We start from the raw sequence: 16,633 nt of genomic DNA, 5'->3' as shown, positions 1-16,633 counted from the left end.
GACCGTGTAGAGAGCAGCGGCACACGCGTTTCGCGTGTGTCTGGTTTTTTGGAATGTAAATTTGGTATGAAGCAAACTCCGATACATGATGTGCCGTTCAATTCGAACCGGACACCGGCGAGCGACACGCCCGAGAGTGACGTCGTCGATCTGGCCGCATTGGCGGGTACATTGTGGCGCGGCAAGTGGATCATTGCCCTGACCACCACCCTCGCCATTTTGATCGGTGGCTTCTACGCCTTTATTGCAGCTGTCCCAGTCTATAGATCCACCGCCGTGGTCATGCTGGAGACCGATCAGACCAGTGTGGTTGACCTGCAAAGCGTGGTGGGTGGACTGGCCGGCGACACGGCCGAGGTCAATTCCGAGCTTGAGGTGCTCAGGTCCCGTGGCCTGATGGGAAAGGTCGTGGACAAGTTGGAACTGGTCTCGGACCCGGAGTTCAACAAAGATCTGGTCCCCGTCTCTGCACTTGAAGGAACAAAGCAGTTTATCAAATCCATGTTGGGCGTCGGCTCCGACCTCGAGCCCGTCTCGGAGGAACTGGCGGAACAGTTGATACGCGACGATGTGATCTCGGCCCTGCTCAAGAAGGTGTCGGTGCGCAACGTGGCGCAAAGCTTGGTGTTCGAGGTCACGGCCGAGACGGAATCAGCGCGCAAATCGGCTCTGATCGCAGACACGATTGTCGAGCTTTACGTCCTGAACCAGATCGAAGTGAAATTCGAAGCCACCGAGCAGGCAACCGCATGGCTGACCGACCGCGTGGCCGAGCTGCAGATTGATCTTGAAACCGCCGAGGCAAAGGTCAACGAGTTCAATTCGTCGACAGCGCTGATCTCTCCCGAGGCGTTGCAATTGCAAGAAGTGCAGCTGAAGGACTTGCGCGAACGCAGTGAGTCGGCCGAGGCCACGCGCGTTGCTGCACAGACCCGGTACGACGCCTTGAACGCCGCCGACACCCGCGCAGCCCAGGCCGAGGCCAGCCAGGATCCGCAACTGCAGCGACTGCTGGGTCAGATCGACGGGTCCGATACGGGCGAGGCCGCCTTTGACACCGCGTTCCAGCGTCTGATTGCACGGACGGCTCTCGAAGCCCAGCGGGCGACGCAACAGGTTCAGGCCCTGACCCTTTCATCCGAAGAGCTGGGCCAGAAGATCGCGCAGCAGAATGCGGATCTGATTACGCTGCAACAGCTGGTCCGTGAGGCCGAAGCTGTTCGGCTGCTCTACGAATATTTCCTGGCCCGTTTGAAAGAGACTTCGGCGCAGGAAGGCATCCAGAAAGCGGATAGCAGACAACTGTCGCGCGCCGTGATCCCGGGCAACCCTTCCGAGCCGAAAAAATCTCTGATCCTCGCGCTTTCCGCCATTCTGGGCCTGTTGCTGGGTGCAGGCATCGTGTTGCTGATCGAGGCACGGCGCAAAGGCTACCGTTCGGCGCAAGAGCTGGAACGCAAGACAGGCTACAGCGTTCTTGGTCAGATTCCGGTCTTTCCGGCGCGTGGACGCCGTAAAGTGCTAGAGTATCTCGCCGAAAAGCCCTCTTCCGCCACGGCTGAGGCAGTGCGCAATCTGCGTACCTCGCTGATGTTGTCCAACGTGGATCGCCCGCCGCAGGTCGTGGTGATTACCTCGTCGCTGCCAGGGGAAGGCAAGACTACGAACGCACTGGCGCTGGCGCAGAACTTTGTCGGGATTGGCAAAAAGGTTTTGCTGGTCGAAGGCGATATTCGACGTCTGACCATGACGGCGCAATTGCAAGGTGCACCAAAGAAAGGGATCGTCTCGGTTCTGTCCGGGGACGCTATCGCTCAGGACGTCATTTTTCAGGATCCACTGCTGGGTTGTGACATTCTGGCTGGCGAGAAGACCTCGGCCAATGCGGCAGACCTGTTTGCATCGGAACGGTTCCGGCTGTTCCTGGAAGAGATGCGCCAACAGTATGACGTCATCCTGATCGACACGCCGCCGACCCTGTTGGTGTCTGACGCGCGTCTGATCGCACGTAACGCAGATGCGGTGCTGCTGACCGTAAAATGGAACGACACGTCCGAGCAGGACCTTGCAGAAACCTTGCGGCTGTTCCACACCGACAATCAGCGCCTGACAGGTCTTGTGCTGGGGCAGATCAATGTGCGCAGTGCCCGGCACTACGGCTACTCTTACGGCAACTACGCCAATAAGTACTACAACAACTGAATACCTATTTGTTTCATTGCTTAAACGGCGCGCATTATTTGCGCGCCGTTTTTTTTGTTTTTTTGTTAGTTTGTGCCTGTGGTTGTTGTGCTGTTGGTTGAGCCACCGCCGCCTGCGGCTGCGAGGCCGACGGCGGCCGCGACTGCGCCGAGTGCGGGGGCGACGAGCGGGACGAAGCCGGTGACGCCGGCTGCGGCTGCTGCGCCGCCGGCGGTGGCGGTTGCACCACCTGCGCTTGCGGTTGCGCCGGTCTGAGCTGTCTGGGCGGTTGCCGCCGCTCCGGACGTGTCCTGTGCATAGGCGCTGGTGGCTGAAAGCGCCACAATCAGGAGTGTTGTTCTGATCATTTTGAATCTCCTAAAACAAGTCTTGGGCGAAGGCTATCACAGCTGGCCGAACCTGAGAATGCCGCATCCGCAAAAAAGTGCCCGGATTTGGCGGGAAAGCCCTGCTTTTCAGCGGCTTGCCGCGGGGCCTGTCTAAAGCGCTGCCACCACCGTGCAGAGTCAGCGTCATGCCCAAAAATCAGGCAACCGCCCGGTTAACTTGCAGATCAGTCACAACCCTGCAGGAAACCCCCCAACGGCGAATTGACACAAGACGCCACAGGCAAAACCGGTTAATCAGGCGCCGTATAAAAAAGTGATAATCTGACGTGAAGATTCGAGCGGTATCAGCAAGGCGGAAAGGCCTGATTGCAGCGCTATGCGCGGTTGCCACCGGCATGGCGCAGGCGCAATCGGTATCGACCTATGGCACGCCCGGCCTGCTCGAGATTCCAACCGCCGAGATGTTCGAGGACGGCATGCTGGTCTTCACCGCAGCAGGGCTGCGCGACACCGGTCGGGGCACGATGACCTTCCAGATGCTGCCCTGGGTGCATGGCAGTTTCCGCTATGCCTATATCAAGGGGCTCGACGGGGCCGATGGCGACCGCTACGACCGCAGCTTCGACCTGCATTTCCGGCTGCGTGAGGAAAGCAAGCACAGCCCGGCCATCGTGATGGGGCTGCGCGATTTCGGCGGCACCGGCATCTATGCGGCCGAGTATTTCGTGGCCACCAAAACCTTTCGCGACCGGCTCAAGCTGACCGGCGGCATCGGCTGGGGCCGGATGGCGGGGCGCGGGGCCTTTTCCAACCCGCTGGGCATTTTCGGCGAGCGGTTCGACACCCGGCCCGGCTCGGGTGCAGGCGGGATCTCGACCACGGGTCAGCTGGATTTCGGCAACTGGTTTCGCGGTGACGCCGCCCTGTTCGGCGGCGCCAGCTGGCAATATAACGACCGGCTGACCTTTATGGCCGAGTATTCCCCCGATCTCTACACCCGCGAACGCGACAATATCGGGTTCGACGTGCGCTCGCCGATCAATGTCGGGGTGCAGTACCGGTTCAAGAACGGCGCCCAGCTGACCACATCCTATCTGTATGGCACCACGCTGGGGCTGACCTTCAGTTATTTCATCGACCCGCGCAAAGCGGTGACCCCCGGCGGGCAGGGCGCCGCGCCGCCGCCGCTGCGGCCCGAAGCCCAGATCGCCGCCGCCACCGCAGACAGCAGCCCCGGCGACATCCGCGACCGAATGCAGGCCGCGCTGGACCAGGAAGGGCTGCGGCTGGTCTATCTGTCCGACACTGGTGACACCGTCCAGGTCGGGGTCGAGAACAACCGCTATGGCCAGGCCGCCCAGGCGCTGGGGCGCACCGCCCGCGTGCTGGCCAACGAAGAACCGCCGCAGGCCGAACATTTCGACATCGCGCTGATGTCGGACGGCGTGCCGCTCAGCGCGGTGCGGATCAACCGCGACGATCTTTACGAGCTGGAGCACGATCCCGACAATGCCTGGCGCAGCTTTGCCCGGGCCCAGATCTCGGACACGATCCCGCTGGTGCAGGGCGGCATCCTCAGCGATGCCTATCCGCATTTTTCCTACCGGTTCGGGCCCTATCTGAACTTCTCGTTCTTCGACCCCGACGATCCGCTGCGGTATGAGCTGGGGGCGGTGCTGGGGCTGGATTACACGCTGGTGCCCGGGCTGACCCTGTCGACCGAGCTGCGCCAGCCGATCCTCAGCACGCTGGATGACAGCACCCGCCCATCGGATTCGACCCTGCCGCGCGTGCGCTCGGACTGGAACATCTATGCCCGCGAATCCAACCTGCGGGTCGAGCATATGACCGCCGAGTACCTGTGGCGGCCGGGCACCAACCTCTATGCCCGCACCACACTGGGCTATCTCGAGACCATGTTCGGCGGGCTGTCGACCGAGCTGCTATGGTATCCCGCCGACAGCCGCCTGGCCCTGGGGATCGAGGCCAATTACGTGGCCCAACGCGACTTTGACGTGCTGTTCGGCTTTCAGGATTACTCGGTCGCCACCGGCCATGCGTCGGCCTATTACGACTTGCCCGGTGACTATCACGCGCAGGTCGATGTCGGGCGCTATCTGGCCGGCGACTATGGCGCCACCTTCACCCTGGACCGCGAGTTCAACAACGGCTTCAAGGTCGGCGCCTTCTTTACCCTAACCAATGTCAGCTCCGAAGAGTTCGGCGAAGGCTCGTTCGACAAGGGCATCCGGATCGAGGTTCCCATCTCGTGGATCACCGGGCGCCCGTCACGCAACAAGATCGCCCAGACCATCCGCCCCGTCCTGCGCGATGGCGGCGCCCGGTTGAACGTGCGCAACCGGTTGTACGGCGTCACCCGCGAGGCCCGCGCCCAGGACCTGTCCCGCGGCTGGGGGAGGTTCTGGCGATGAATGCCCTGCGACACCCTGCAACGTTGGCCCTGCTGGCCCTGATGCTGATCTCCTGCGGCGAAGCGCGGGACGATGCCGATCTGCTGAAGGGCACGCTGCTTCCCGACACGCCCCGGTTCCACCCGCGCGCCGAGGCGCTGGCCGCGCGCCGCCCGATCCCGCCCCGGCTCGAGGTTGGTTTTCCCAGCCGCGATCTGGCCGGTGTCATGCTGCTGGAGACCGAACGCGCCGGGGTTCAAACCTGGCTGACCGCGGATGGCGCCACCATCACGCTGGAACAGGGCCTGCTGACCTCGGCCATCGGCTTTGGCGGCGGCATGAGCGCATCGGATGTCCGCCAGAGCGCAGCGCTGGTGCGGACCGGCAGTGCGGGCCACGCCGAACGGTTCCACAGCTTTCTCAACGGCGATGACGAGATCGAACTGCACGCCTATAAATGCCAGATTACCCCACAGGGCGCGGACACGGTGATTGTGCAGGGCACCCCTGTCGCCACGCAGAAACAGCAGGAAGACTGTTATGGGGTGGCCCAGCAGTTCACCAACATTTACTGGGTGCAGACCGGTACCGGCCGCATCGTCCAGTCCTCGCAATGGACCGGCGATTTCCTGGGCAACATGTTCATAAAACGGGTGCCCGATGATAGTTAAGGTTTTGAACAGCGGAGGACAGCTCGTGCGTCATACTTCCCTTCTCCTTGGTGCGCTGGCCCTGAGCGGCCTGATTGCCGGATGCTCGACCATCTATCGCAGCCCCTCGGTGACCGCAGGGGTGTCGGATGCCGGCAAGGTCCGCGTCGTGCCGGTGACGCCCGAGACCGTGCTGGTTGCCAACCGTTCACCCTATTCGCCCAAAACCCTGCCCTCGGTCTTTGCACTGTCGGCGGGATCGGGCTCGTCCAGCAGCCTGCGCGGCACCGGCCCCCTGCCCGAGGCCCCCTCGACCCAGGACGGATCGCGCGCGGGGCTGCAGCTGGATCCGCCGCCACAGGTCAATCCCGGCCCCTATACCATCGGCATCGGTGACGTGCTGGTGCTGTCCACGCCCTCGACCCAAGGCACCGCCGGAGAGCTGTCGGGCCTCCTGGCCGCGCAGAACAGCCGCAACGGCTATACCGTGCAGGATGACGGCTCGATCAACATCCCCGATGTCGGCCGCGTGCGTCTGGTCGGCCTGACCGTGGACGAGGCCGAGGCGCTGCTGTTCCAGCGCCTGGTGGAAAACCAGATCGACCCCACATTCAGCCTGGAAATTGCCGAGTTCAATTCCCGCCGCGTCTCGGTCGGCGGCGCCGTCGGCCAACCCGGCGTGCAGCCCATCACCCTGACCCAGCTGACCCTGGGCGAGGCATTGTCCGCCGCGGGCTCGGTCTCGGTCAGCGATATCGACAATTCTTCGGTGCGCATCTACCGCGACGGCAATGTCTATCAAATCCCGCTGGAAGACCTCTATTCCCGCACCGAGCTGCAGAACCTCAACCTGATCGCCAATGACTCGGTCTTTGTTGATACCGACTATGACCTCGACCGCGCCGAGCGCTACTTCGCCCAGCAGATCGCCCTGCGCGAGACCGTGCTGGAAGGTCGCCAGACCGCCCTGCAAGAGCTGAACGTCGCCGTCAACCTGCTCCGCGCCGATCTGGCCGAGCGACGCGACAACTTCGTCCAGTCCATCGAACTGGACGCCATCGACCGCGACTACGTCTATCTCTCAGGCGAGGTCCGCACCCAGGGCCGCTATGCCCTGCCCTTCAACCACTCCGCCACCCTGGCCGACGCGCTTTACGACACCGGCGGCGGTGTCGCCAAGGAAACCGGCGACGCCTCCGAGGTCTACGTCCTGCGCGCAGCCCAAGACCCCCGCGAGTTCGGCGCCGTCACCGCATGGCACCTCGACACCCGCAACGCCGCACACCTCACCCTCGCCGCACAGTTCGAACTGCGCAACAACGACATCATCTTCATCGCCGAAAACCCCGTCACAAAATGGGGCAGAACGATCTCACAAATAACACCTTCTCTCATTACAACCCCCATAAACGCCGCCGTGAATTAACAATCTAAGTGACCCCTCGACGTTGTCCGGGGCCCTGCTTGCAAAAGGAATTGAACCATGAAAATCGCAATTGCGGGTATCGGCTATGTCGGCTTGTCTAACGCGGTGCTGCTGGCACAAAACCACGAAGTTGTGGCTATGGACGTGTCAGAGGACCGCGTGGCCTTGCTTAACAAGCGCCAGAGCCCGATTCAGGATGCTGAGATCACCGATTTCCTGTCCAACCGGGCGCTCAACCTGACCGCTACCACTGACCCTGAAGCCGCGTATTCAGGGGCCGATTTCGTCATTGTGGCGACGCCAACCAATTACGACCCCCGCAGCAATTACTTTGACACCAGTTCAGTTGATGCGGTGATCGCTGAGGTTACGAAGGTGAACCCCGACGCCGTCATTGTGATCAAATCCACCATCCCCGTGGGATTCGTCTCTGACGCCCGCGCACGGTTCGGCACCGAAAACGTCATCTTCTCGCCGGAATTCCTGCGCGAGGGGCGGGCGCTGTACGACAACCTGCATCCCAGCCGGATCATTGTTGGCGAGCGTTCTGACCGAGCAAAGGTTTTTGCCGATCTGCTGCTGGAGGGGGCCGTGGAAAAGGACGTGCCGGTGCTTTTCACCGATGCAGACGAGGCCGAGGCGATCAAGCTGTTCGCCAATACCTACCTCGCCATGCGGGTGGCCTTTTTCAATGAGTTGGACAGCTATTCACTGGCCGGTAGCATGGACCCGCGCCAGATCATCGAAGGTGTCAGCCTCGACCCGCGGATTGGCGCACATTACAACAACCCGTCCTTCGGATATGGCGGCTATTGCCTACCCAAGGACACCAAGCAGCTGCTGGCCAATTACAACCATGTGCCGCAGAACCTGATCCGCGCCATCGTCGATGCCAACCGCACCCGCAAGGATTTCCTCAGCGATCGAATTCTGATGCGAGGGCCAAAGACTGTGGGCATCTACCGACTGGTGATGAAAGAAGGCAGTGACAATTTCCGCCAGAGCTCGGTCCAGGGCATCATGAAACGGATTAAGGCCAAGGGCATTCAGGTCATCGTTCACGAACCGGCCCTGACCGAGGATCACTTTTTCAACTCGCCCGTGGTCCGCGATCTTGAGGCGTTCAAGCAGCAAGCCGACCTGATCGTCGCCAACCGGTTGTCGGACGAGATACGCGACGTCAGCGACAAGGTCTTTACTCGCGATCTGTTCGGCGCGGACTAAAGGCATCCAAAAGAAAGCAACCTGCCGCACAAACGATGCGCGGCAGGTTCCGGTTCTGTCTCAGGTTAGCGCAAGGGCATGGATACCGGATGCCGTCGTGCCGGTGGCATGAACACGCATAACACCGACTGGCAGGATCGAAAAATCGGTCACCTGAACGGTGCGTGTTTCACCGCGAATTGTGGTCATCACCACCGCACCACCCGTCTCGACGTACAGGCCGATTGCTGCCTCGGCCAGATCGGCGGTGTCAGAGGGGATCACGGGGGCAATGTCGCGCGCAGGGCCGGACAGGCTGGAAACACGGTTTGTAAACGGGTTGGTCGTCATGGATCGGGTCTCGTTCTTTGTGTCAATCAGCGGAACGCTAGCCAAAACCACTTAACGAGATAAAAGCCCATCGGGCGTTGCACGGCCTGACACCTAAAGGTCCCTGCTTCCCGCTTTCGCGCAGAGGCTTAAGGGCGCGCCGTCAGAAACCTGGGTTCGGTCCCGTCCAGACAAACCGCGCTCAGCACGCCAGTCGCAAAAGCGCCCGTATCAATGGAAATGCGCCCCTGCCGCGCACTGGCAGTGCTGACGATCGTGTGCCCATGCACGACCCAGACACCATCGCGCCTGACCGAGGTCTGAAACGACGGGTGCCCCCAGATCAGCGTCTTATCCGATTGCGCATCAGGCGGTGCTTCAGGATCAGCACCTGCATGGACAACCAGCACATTGCCCGACATGTCCCAGGTCGGCAGTTCCGAAATCCACTGGCATAGCGCCGTGCCCATGACCTCTTGCAGACGGTCGCGACAGTCCGTCAATTCGTCGCCGCTCATTTCGGACCGAGCCCCACGCACACCAAATGAGGCCAGGGTCTGCAGGCCGCCGTAGCGCAGCCAGCGTGGACCCTGACTTTTGGGATCCTTCAAGAATCGCAACAGCATCTCTTCGTGATTGCCCATCAGGCAAGTCAGGTCCGAGCGGGAGCTGATCAGGCGCAAAACCTCAGCGCTGTGTTCGCCGCGATCAACATAGTCGCCGACCAGTATGATCCGATGACCATCCGGCACCTCGGACAGAAGTTTCTCCAGTTGAGCAATGCAGCCATGCACATCGCCGATCGCGCAAAACGGAACCTCGGGATTGGGTGGCAAAAAATTACCACGCCCTCCGAACCGTTTGAGAAGCGATGTCAGCACGATGCGGCGGCCTCCTGACTGGTTGACTGCGACAGGACCCTTGAAGGGCATCCCAGCTAGCTTTTGATCCGGAGGTGATACCTGCGCGCTGAACCGTGGGCAACCCCGTGCTCAGGCAGATCGGCAGGCCGGCACACCCATGCGTATGAGTTCGCGGCCTTTGACCTTATGAACGCCGTTTATGCGGTTGCGCGCCGTGTCCATGAACCAGGACTTCAGCGGTTCCGGATAATAGGCGGCCATGACCTCGCTGAAATAGTCGAAATCCTCGGGCGCAAGTCTGCGTCCGCTCCGAGAGGGGCCATGGAATCCAAAGGTTGTATCGGGATCGACACAGGTTCCGGGCAGTCCCAGAAACATCGTGCATGTAGAATAGCAAATGCGCCCGCGTATTTCGACCTGGATACCGTTGCGCTGAAGGTTCTCCAACTCGGCCAGACGGTCATGCAAATATCCGCCGCGGTCGCTGCCCACGACAAATGGCTGCTGTGCCTCAGCGCGCGACGGCGCATTGACGGCGGGTATCAACGTGGCAACGGCCAACACGGCAGTGAATACCCGGGCAGCAGCACGGGTGGAGGACTTTCCGGCACGTGGCGGTGCAATGGCAAAACAGTCGAACAGGCTCGGCATGATCGTAACTCCAGCTCCAGAATTGGTCTGGATCAGGACTAGAGGGCTGCGATGCCTCGCCTGTGTGCCGCCTGTGGCGAAACTTGGCCTTAAATCAACGTTTTATTAGAGTTTTTACGTAAACTTTTCCCTTCCAACACGTACGCAACCGGACCTGTGGAAAGGTGTCCACAGGATCATTTCAGTGATTGGGTAGCCGTCGGGTTTGATGAAAGCGGTCTATACCTCGACCCGCATATCTGCTCGTGCACAAAGGCCCGCAGAGATCCAAACTCGTAGAAAACTCAACTTGATGAGAACACCATAGCGCAAAATGCGCTTTGGTCCAAATCCACCGAACTTAAGTCAATGAAACAGCGCGAAACCCGGGCTCTCTCTGACCCTTCGTTTTGGCCTTCCGGGAAAGCCGTTTGCGATTAACTGGATTTCATCAGACGCTTGGTGCGTCGCTGCAAGCGCCAGAGATCTCGCCAGTATGATGTCTTCCAGGGGGCGCTCAACGCGACTTTCCACCATTTGCGCTGTTCTTGAAACAGCTTGGTCTCATAGTCTTTCTTTAAATAACGTTTGGGCAGCGCAATACTGATTTTGGACGCCATACCCAGAGCCGGACTATTCGGCGAACTCGGATCTAGGGATGCCGCAGAGTTTGAGTTCTCCATCAGCATTGCACTGGTTTGCAGTGCCAATAGGCGTTTCAAATTCACCTCAAGTGTCGCGGGGTGCACGTAGTCGATAACCGTGCCGGCACTGTCACCGCCTTGGTCACCCCAAGCATCGCCCAATTTGACGTTGGAGAAAACAACCGTGCTTTGGAGAGTTTCCCAGTCGCTAAAGAAACTGTTCCAGATTGCCGGGCGGACGACATCGCGCAGCATGAAGCCTTCAGCCAGAAACAGCATCGCCCAAAAGCTGGGCCAGGCGATCAACAAATCCTGAACGTCCTGTTCAGTCGCCGATACCGGTGTGAAGACCACGATATCCGCGATCTCGGTGATCAGGCTGACACTGCGCTCAGCTTCGCTCAGGCTGGCGGCGGGCAGCCCTTTTGTGACGTGAACAATACGCAGACCATCAGTGGCCTTGGGGATCTGAGCGAGTTTTCCGACCGTTGAATGGGTAACCTGCGCAACACCGTGCAGCTTGTATGCATCGCACCAGTCGGCGTGATTCCGGCCGCCCAGAACGATAACTTCACTTACCGGTTGCTTGCACGCTGAAACGACACTCTCAACGGCTAGGTTTCTTGTTTCACTGTCATTCATACAGATTTACACTCTGACGGATTGATTACGTATGGATTTCGACTTGGATTCATGTCCGAACGATTGGGCCTATATTAAAAGTCCTGCCCTGACATCTCCAGCTTCTGATCTTTAGACATTGAATGGGCGATCTCAGTAAATGAGCTCCAGTTGCTGCCAAGCAATAGCGGCGCGCGGGACAACAGTATCACATCGGCAAGCGCGTATTTAAGCTGCACTTCTGAACGGTCATACACGGCCCGCGGCAGGCTGGTCACGCGATCGTTGTACTTTGCGGTAAATGCGCCATAGGATTCCGAGTTGTCCGACGCCAGAAAAATCGTCGCGTTTGGAGACGTGTTCAGCAATTGGTCGATACGCTTGAAGAAAAATCCGTAATGCGACCTGCTTCGGGCGCGACGGGCAATTTCGTCTTCCGACTTGGACCAGTCACCGGGAACGTCCCCATGCGGGTCCGTGGCGGCACCGCCGTTCATACGAACATGGACAGCGATGTCGTTCGGGCTTCTGACGGAATCGATCATTTCCTGCACATCCGCACTTGGCTTCAGACCGCGCAGGAACTTTCTTTCGAGATCATCATAGGGGCCGCCAAAAGTGAACCTGTAAGCAGATTGGATGACGATATCTCGCTTGGCCTGAACCAACGAGGCGGAGTCAAAGGCCTCGCGGAACGCCTTGCTCATCAAGTCGACTTCCAAGACATTTTCTGGGTTTGTGTCGCTGGTATCCTCGACGGTGCCATCAAAATCGAACAACGCCGCAAAGCTGCAATCACAGTGTTCATCCGGCACCCAGCGGATAATGAGCTCTCGGTCATTGACTTGTGCAAAGGCTGCGCCCGACGCAATTGCGCGCAGGCGATTGCCCAAACCATGTTGAGCGTCGACGATGAGTTTCGGCTTGTTTTGGCTGAGTCCGATCGGAGCCGTAACTTCGTCATTTTCCTCAATGGATTGAAGTGGCCTGGTACCGATCACCGCAATCGCATCCTTAAGCGAGCGGGTCATCAGGGCATAGTCCACGGCCTCGCGAGATGCCGTAACCTTAACGCCTTTGAAAACATCCTGTATCGCACTAACCGCGGCTTCGGCCCGCTCCAGCCGCGTCCCGATCAGGTTTGTATCCACACCAAACGGGTGGCTCCGCCGGAACCGCATAACGCCTTTGGATTCTCCCAAAATCCGAAAGCTGGCCATTGGGCTACTGCTGTCCCAAGGTGCAGAAGACATCGCAGTCTGCCTGTTCAGCGAGATCCAAAACTGCGGGAAGGCCTGAACCTCATCCCAGCCAGTCACCGGTTTGATTTTGGGGCGGTCGAGCCGCCGTGTGTCTGAGTGGTCGATATGGCGAATGGTTTCGGGATCGACATCTACTCTTTTTACACCTGAATCAGTCAGGCGGTCATACAGATCATCGTCATCCCAACCATAAGTCACGATCCGTTCGTTGAACCCGTTCACGGCAAGCAGATCCTTGCGCCCGACCACGAAGAAACCGTTAACGTGGGTTTGACCCGAGTCTGCCTGCCGCCAGTTACCTGCGGTCAGCTTTCCGACACCCATGTCGTTGCGGGTAAAGAACTCTGCATCGAGGATGATGTCACTGTCGACCTTGACGATCTTGTCTTTAGTCGTTGCGCGGAAGCCAATATTATAGGCGTGTGAAAGTACCCAGGATCCTTCGTCTTCGACACGTAGAACGCGGATGCGCGGGTCGTGAATCCCGGCCTGTTCAAGGCTAACCGCCACCGGAATTTCAGAACTCCAGTCCACGATGACAATCTCGTCGATACTCTGGTGCACGAGCCATGTTGGCAGTGTTTGCAGCAGATGATCGTTCCTGTTCATGCAGCAGGTGACAAGGGAATAGCCCGCTTCGATCTTGGCGACCGGTTGAAATTCCTCGCCGGCCTCTTCGTATTTTGGCAGGCCCTGCCAAAGCTCGGGGCGCTTCAGGATGTCACCGTAGATAGACGCCACAACTGAAGAAGATTTTGCGTTGCGAACCGAAAGCTGCGTTCTGATCATACTGCGAAACGTATCGACAGCTTGAGCTATGCTGGATTCGTCGTTCGATGAAATCGCATCGCAGAGGCTTGCAACTATGTCCTTTGAAGATTGCATTTCTTTCCCAGTTCGACATCTTGATAAGCTGCGTCACGTTAATTGCTTAAGTGTTGCGCGCGACTTACCATCCTAGATTGTATTCAAAAATAGCTTTGGCACCGAGTACCTGTTTGGTCATGCGTGTCAATCTCCAATGATAATTAGTTTTGAAGTTGGTCCCAGTGACTCTACGTCAATAAGCGGCGATACGCCTGATTCTCACTAAGGCACCAAATGGGTGATCGTTACGTATGCACAAAGACAGAACCCCATCGCGACCGTTCTCGCGTAGTCGCGTTGGGCACCGGATGAAGACATCGGTGTCCCAAGTTTACGTCCCTAAGGATCAAGCATCAGGGCCTCGTTGAGAACAGCAGGATATCGAGCAGAAGTCACACGCGTCCAAACTCAGTTGTCAGCCCTTTGACCTTAGCAAAAATGTTTAGACAAAATGTATTGCCGGGAAACTTAGTGCATGCGTTGAAACCTCTCACCCCACGAATCGTAAGGGCCGAGACAAGAGCTGCCATCAACTCAGCAAATGGCTACGCCCTTCGAGGCTGAGACCTATGATGCGCGGTATCGCCTATTGAGGAGCAATCGACCTGTTCGTCGATCCAGCCATTGGCAGCTTCAAAGTTGTCGACATAAAACGGCAGGATATTGCTGAATGCCCCACACGTTCCGAGACAAGGTTCGGGGGCGCCATCGGCTTGCTTCCACAGTGTTTTCCTTGGGGATGGCACAAAGCAAAAAGCCCCGCGTGATGCGAGGCTAAGTGTTTGATTTCCGACCTGTAAGATTGGTTGCGGGAGTAGGATTTGAACCTACGACCTTCAGGTTATGAGCCTGACGAGCTACCGGGCTGCTCCATCCCGCGTCAGGGTCGGAAAGTGTGATATCGTTTTAGAGAGATGGGGATTTTTCTAGGTTTGGCGGTGACCTACTCTCCCGGGGCTTAAGCCCAAGTACCATTGGCGCGGCAGTGCTTAACTTCCGGGTTCGGGATGGGACCGGGTGTTTCACTTGCGCTATGACCACCAAACCGAGGAAAATCCCCGTCGCGACTTTTGCGGAGCAAAAGCGCGACGCGCGGCAGGCAGCGTCTTTATCGCAGATAAAGGCGCGTTGCCGCACGGTTGTTGTCTCAATCAACATCGCGGCTAGGTGCTGCGACGCTATCCTTAGTCAAGGTCAGTGTATGCTTTTGGTGATTTGTCTTTCTGTTACTGGATCAAATCAAGCCTATCGGGCGATTAGTACCGGTCAACTGAACGCATTACTGCGCTTACATCTCCGGCCTATTGACGTGGTGGTCTTCCACGGCCCTCAGGGAGACCTTGTTTTGAGGGGGGCTTCCCGCTTAGATGCCTTCAGCGGTTATCCTGTCCGATCATAGCTACCCAGCACTGCCGTTGGCACGACAACTGGTCCACCAGTGGATCGTTCACCCCGGTCCTCTCGTACTAGGGGCAACTCCTCTCAAGTCTCCTACACCCACGGCAGATAGGGACCGAACTGTCTCACGACGTTCTAAACCCAGCTCACGTACCTCTTTAAACGGCGAACAGCCGTACCCTTGGGACCTGCTCCAGCCCCAGGATGAGATGAGCCGACATCGAGGTGCCAAACACTGCCGTCGATATGGACTCTTGGGCAGTATCAGCCTGTTATCCCCGGCGTACCTTTTATCCGTTGAGCGATGGCCCTTCCACTCGGGACCACCGGATCACTATGGCCGTCTTTCGACTCTGCTCGACTTGTCAGTCTCGCAGTCAGGCTGGCTTCTGCCATTGCACTCAACGAGCGATTTCCGACCGCTCTGAGCCAACCTTCGCGCGCCTCCGTTACGCTTTAGGAGGCGACCGCCCCAGTCAAACTACCCGCCACGCAGGGTCCCGGATCCGGATAACGGACCGCGGTTAGACATCAAGAGTGCGAAGGGTGGTATCTCAAGGGAGGCTCCACCGCGACTGGCGTCACGGTTTCAAAGCCTACCACCTATCCTGCACATCACAATCCTGATGCCAGTGCGAAGCTGTAGTAAAGGTGCACGGGGTCTTTCCGTCTAACCGCGGGAAGCCTGCATCTTGACAGGCAATTCAATTTCGCTGAGTCGATGTTGGAGACAGCGGGGAAGTCGTTACGCCATTCGTGCAGGTCGGAACTTACCCGACAAGGAATTTCGCTACCTTAGGACCGTTATAGTTACGGCCGCCGTTTACCTGGGCTTCAATTCAAGGCTCTCACCTCTCCTTTTAACCTTCAGGCACCGGGCAGGCGTCAGACCCTATACGTCGTCTTGCGACTTCGCAGAGCCCTGTGTTTTTAATAAACAGTCGCCACCCCCTGGTTTGTGCCCCCAGCCCCTAGTTGCCTAGGAACCGGGCCTCCTTCTCGCGAACTTACGGAGGTATTTTGCCGAGTTCCTTCAACATCGTTCTCTCAAGCGCCTTGGTATGCTCTACCAGTCCACCTGTGTCGGTTTAGGGTACGGTCTGATGGAGGGCTATTTCCAGGAACCACTCAGCAGCCCAATCAATCCGATAAGATTGAACTACACCTGTGATCCGTCACATCCTCCTGGCCTAGGAATATTAACCTAGTTCCCATCGCCTACGCCTTTCGGCCTCGGCTTAGGGGCCGGCTTACCCTGCTCAGATTAGCTTTAAGCAGGAACCCTTGGACTTTCGGCGAGAGTGTCTCTCACACTCTTTGTCGCTACTCATGTCATCATTCTCACTAGTGATCTCTCCACCGGATCCCTCACAGGCCGGCTTCATCGAAAGCCTCTCTCCTCCAATACGTCCGAAGACGTGAAGGAGGAATGAGACTATGTCACACTACGCTCTGCTACCATGCCTTACGGCATCCTAAGCTTCGGCTCATGGCTTGAGCCCCGTTACATCTTCGCCGCAGGACAACTTATTTAGACCAGTGAGCTGTTACGCTATCTTTAAAGGATGGCTGCTTCTAAGCCAACCTCCTGGTTGTTTTGGTCGTCCCACCTGCTTTCCCACTTAGCCATGAATTGGGGGCCTTAGCTGTAGGTCAGGGTTGTTTCCCTCTCCACTACGGACGTTAGCATCCGCAGTGTGTCTGCCATCTAGTACTCCCGGGTATTCGGAGTTTGGTTAGGATCAGTAAGCCTGTGGGGCCCCATTACCCATCCAGTGCTCTACCCCCCGGGGTATT

11 protein-coding genes, 1 tRNA gene and 2 rRNA genes (1 of these 14 only partly in view) are annotated in these 16,633 nt (G+C 58.3%); 5 read left to right on the top strand and 9 right to left on the bottom strand.

From position 1 onward, the window contains the following. Positions 1–66: 66 nt before the first annotated feature. Entirely contained in the window at positions 67–2,202 is a 2,136-nt protein-coding gene (locus ACXAGD_RS17795) for a GumC family protein (RefSeq protein ID WP_475212223.1), read from the top strand. A gap of 65 nt (positions 2,203–2,267) precedes the next feature. Here the strand turns inward: ACXAGD_RS17795 and ACXAGD_RS17790 are convergent, their stop codons facing one another. Beyond that, a complete protein-coding gene (locus ACXAGD_RS17790; protein WP_475212221.1) occupies positions 2,268–2,549 on the bottom strand; it encodes a hypothetical protein in 282 nt (93 codons plus the stop codon). A gap of 377 nt (positions 2,550–2,926) precedes the next feature. On the opposite strand from ACXAGD_RS17790, the gene ACXAGD_RS17785 reads away from it, so the two are divergent. The 4 genes from ACXAGD_RS17785 to ACXAGD_RS17770 are packed head-to-tail and all read left to right on the top strand — an operon-like array spanning position 2,927 to position 8,242. Then, the gene (locus tag ACXAGD_RS17785) at positions 2,927–4,963 is read left to right on the top strand and encodes a YjbH domain-containing protein (protein WP_475212219.1); all 2,037 of its coding nucleotides are present in this window, start codon (positions 2,927–2,929) and stop codon (positions 4,961–4,963) included. Then, the gene (locus ACXAGD_RS17780; protein ID WP_475212217.1) at positions 4,960–5,613 is read left to right on the top strand and encodes a YjbF family lipoprotein; all 654 of its coding nucleotides are present in this window, start codon (positions 4,960–4,962) and stop codon (positions 5,611–5,613) included. Before ACXAGD_RS17785 ends, ACXAGD_RS17780 begins: the two co-directional genes overlap by 4 nt. Before the next feature lie 25 nt (positions 5,614–5,638). Then, a complete protein-coding gene (locus ACXAGD_RS17775) occupies positions 5,639–7,018 on the top strand; it encodes a polysaccharide biosynthesis/export family protein (RefSeq protein WP_475212215.1) in 1,380 nt (459 codons plus the stop codon). Positions 7,019–7,075: 57 nt separating this feature from the next. Continuing rightward, entirely contained in the window at positions 7,076–8,242 is a 1,167-nt protein-coding gene (locus ACXAGD_RS17770) for a nucleotide sugar dehydrogenase (RefSeq protein ID WP_475212213.1), read from the top strand. Between the two features lie 60 nt (positions 8,243–8,302). Here the strand turns inward: ACXAGD_RS17770 and ACXAGD_RS17765 are convergent, their stop codons facing one another. From ACXAGD_RS17765 to ACXAGD_RS17730, 8 genes are all read right to left on the bottom strand, one after another. Further along, positions 8,303–8,572 (bottom strand): spike base protein, RCAP_Rcc01079 family, encoded by a 270-nt coding sequence (locus ACXAGD_RS17765; RefSeq protein WP_475212211.1) that lies wholly within the window; start codon positions 8,570–8,572, stop codon positions 8,303–8,305. A 128-nt stretch (positions 8,573–8,700) separates the two neighbouring features. Further along, positions 8,701–9,432, bottom strand: coding sequence for a metallophosphoesterase family protein (locus ACXAGD_RS17760; RefSeq protein ID WP_475212209.1), 732 nt, complete (start codon positions 9,430–9,432; stop codon positions 8,701–8,703). A gap of 111 nt (positions 9,433–9,543) precedes the next feature. Continuing rightward, positions 9,544–10,065 carry a hypothetical protein gene (locus tag ACXAGD_RS17755; protein WP_475212208.1) on the bottom strand — a complete coding sequence of 174 codons (522 nt, stop codon included), beginning with the start codon at positions 10,063–10,065 and terminating at the stop codon, positions 9,544–9,546. 416 nt (positions 10,066–10,481) lie between these two features. Then, positions 10,482–11,330: a hypothetical protein gene (locus ACXAGD_RS17750; protein WP_475212207.1), complete on the bottom strand. Its 849-nt coding sequence runs from the start codon at positions 11,328–11,330 to the stop codon at positions 10,482–10,484. A 74-nt stretch (positions 11,331–11,404) separates the two neighbouring features. Continuing rightward, complete coding sequence (locus ACXAGD_RS17745; RefSeq protein ID WP_475212206.1) at positions 11,405–13,456, bottom strand: galactosyltransferase-related protein; 2,052 nt, start codon at positions 13,454–13,456, stop codon at positions 11,405–11,407. Between the two features lie 785 nt (positions 13,457–14,241). Beyond that, a tRNA-Met gene (locus tag ACXAGD_RS17740) sits at positions 14,242–14,318 on the bottom strand. 50 nt (positions 14,319–14,368) lie between these two features. Further along, positions 14,369–14,483 (bottom strand): 5S ribosomal RNA (gene rrf / locus ACXAGD_RS17735). Between the two features lie 190 nt (positions 14,484–14,673). After that, positions 14,674–16,633: ribosomal RNA gene (locus ACXAGD_RS17730) — 23S ribosomal RNA — on the bottom strand (it continues 867 nt past the right edge of the window).

The sequence above is a fragment of the Ruegeria sp. ABF4_144 genome, from assembly GCF_056160045.1.
The sequence above is the reverse complement of the archived record's forward strand: the minus strand, read 5'-3'. Positions and strand labels throughout refer to the sequence as shown.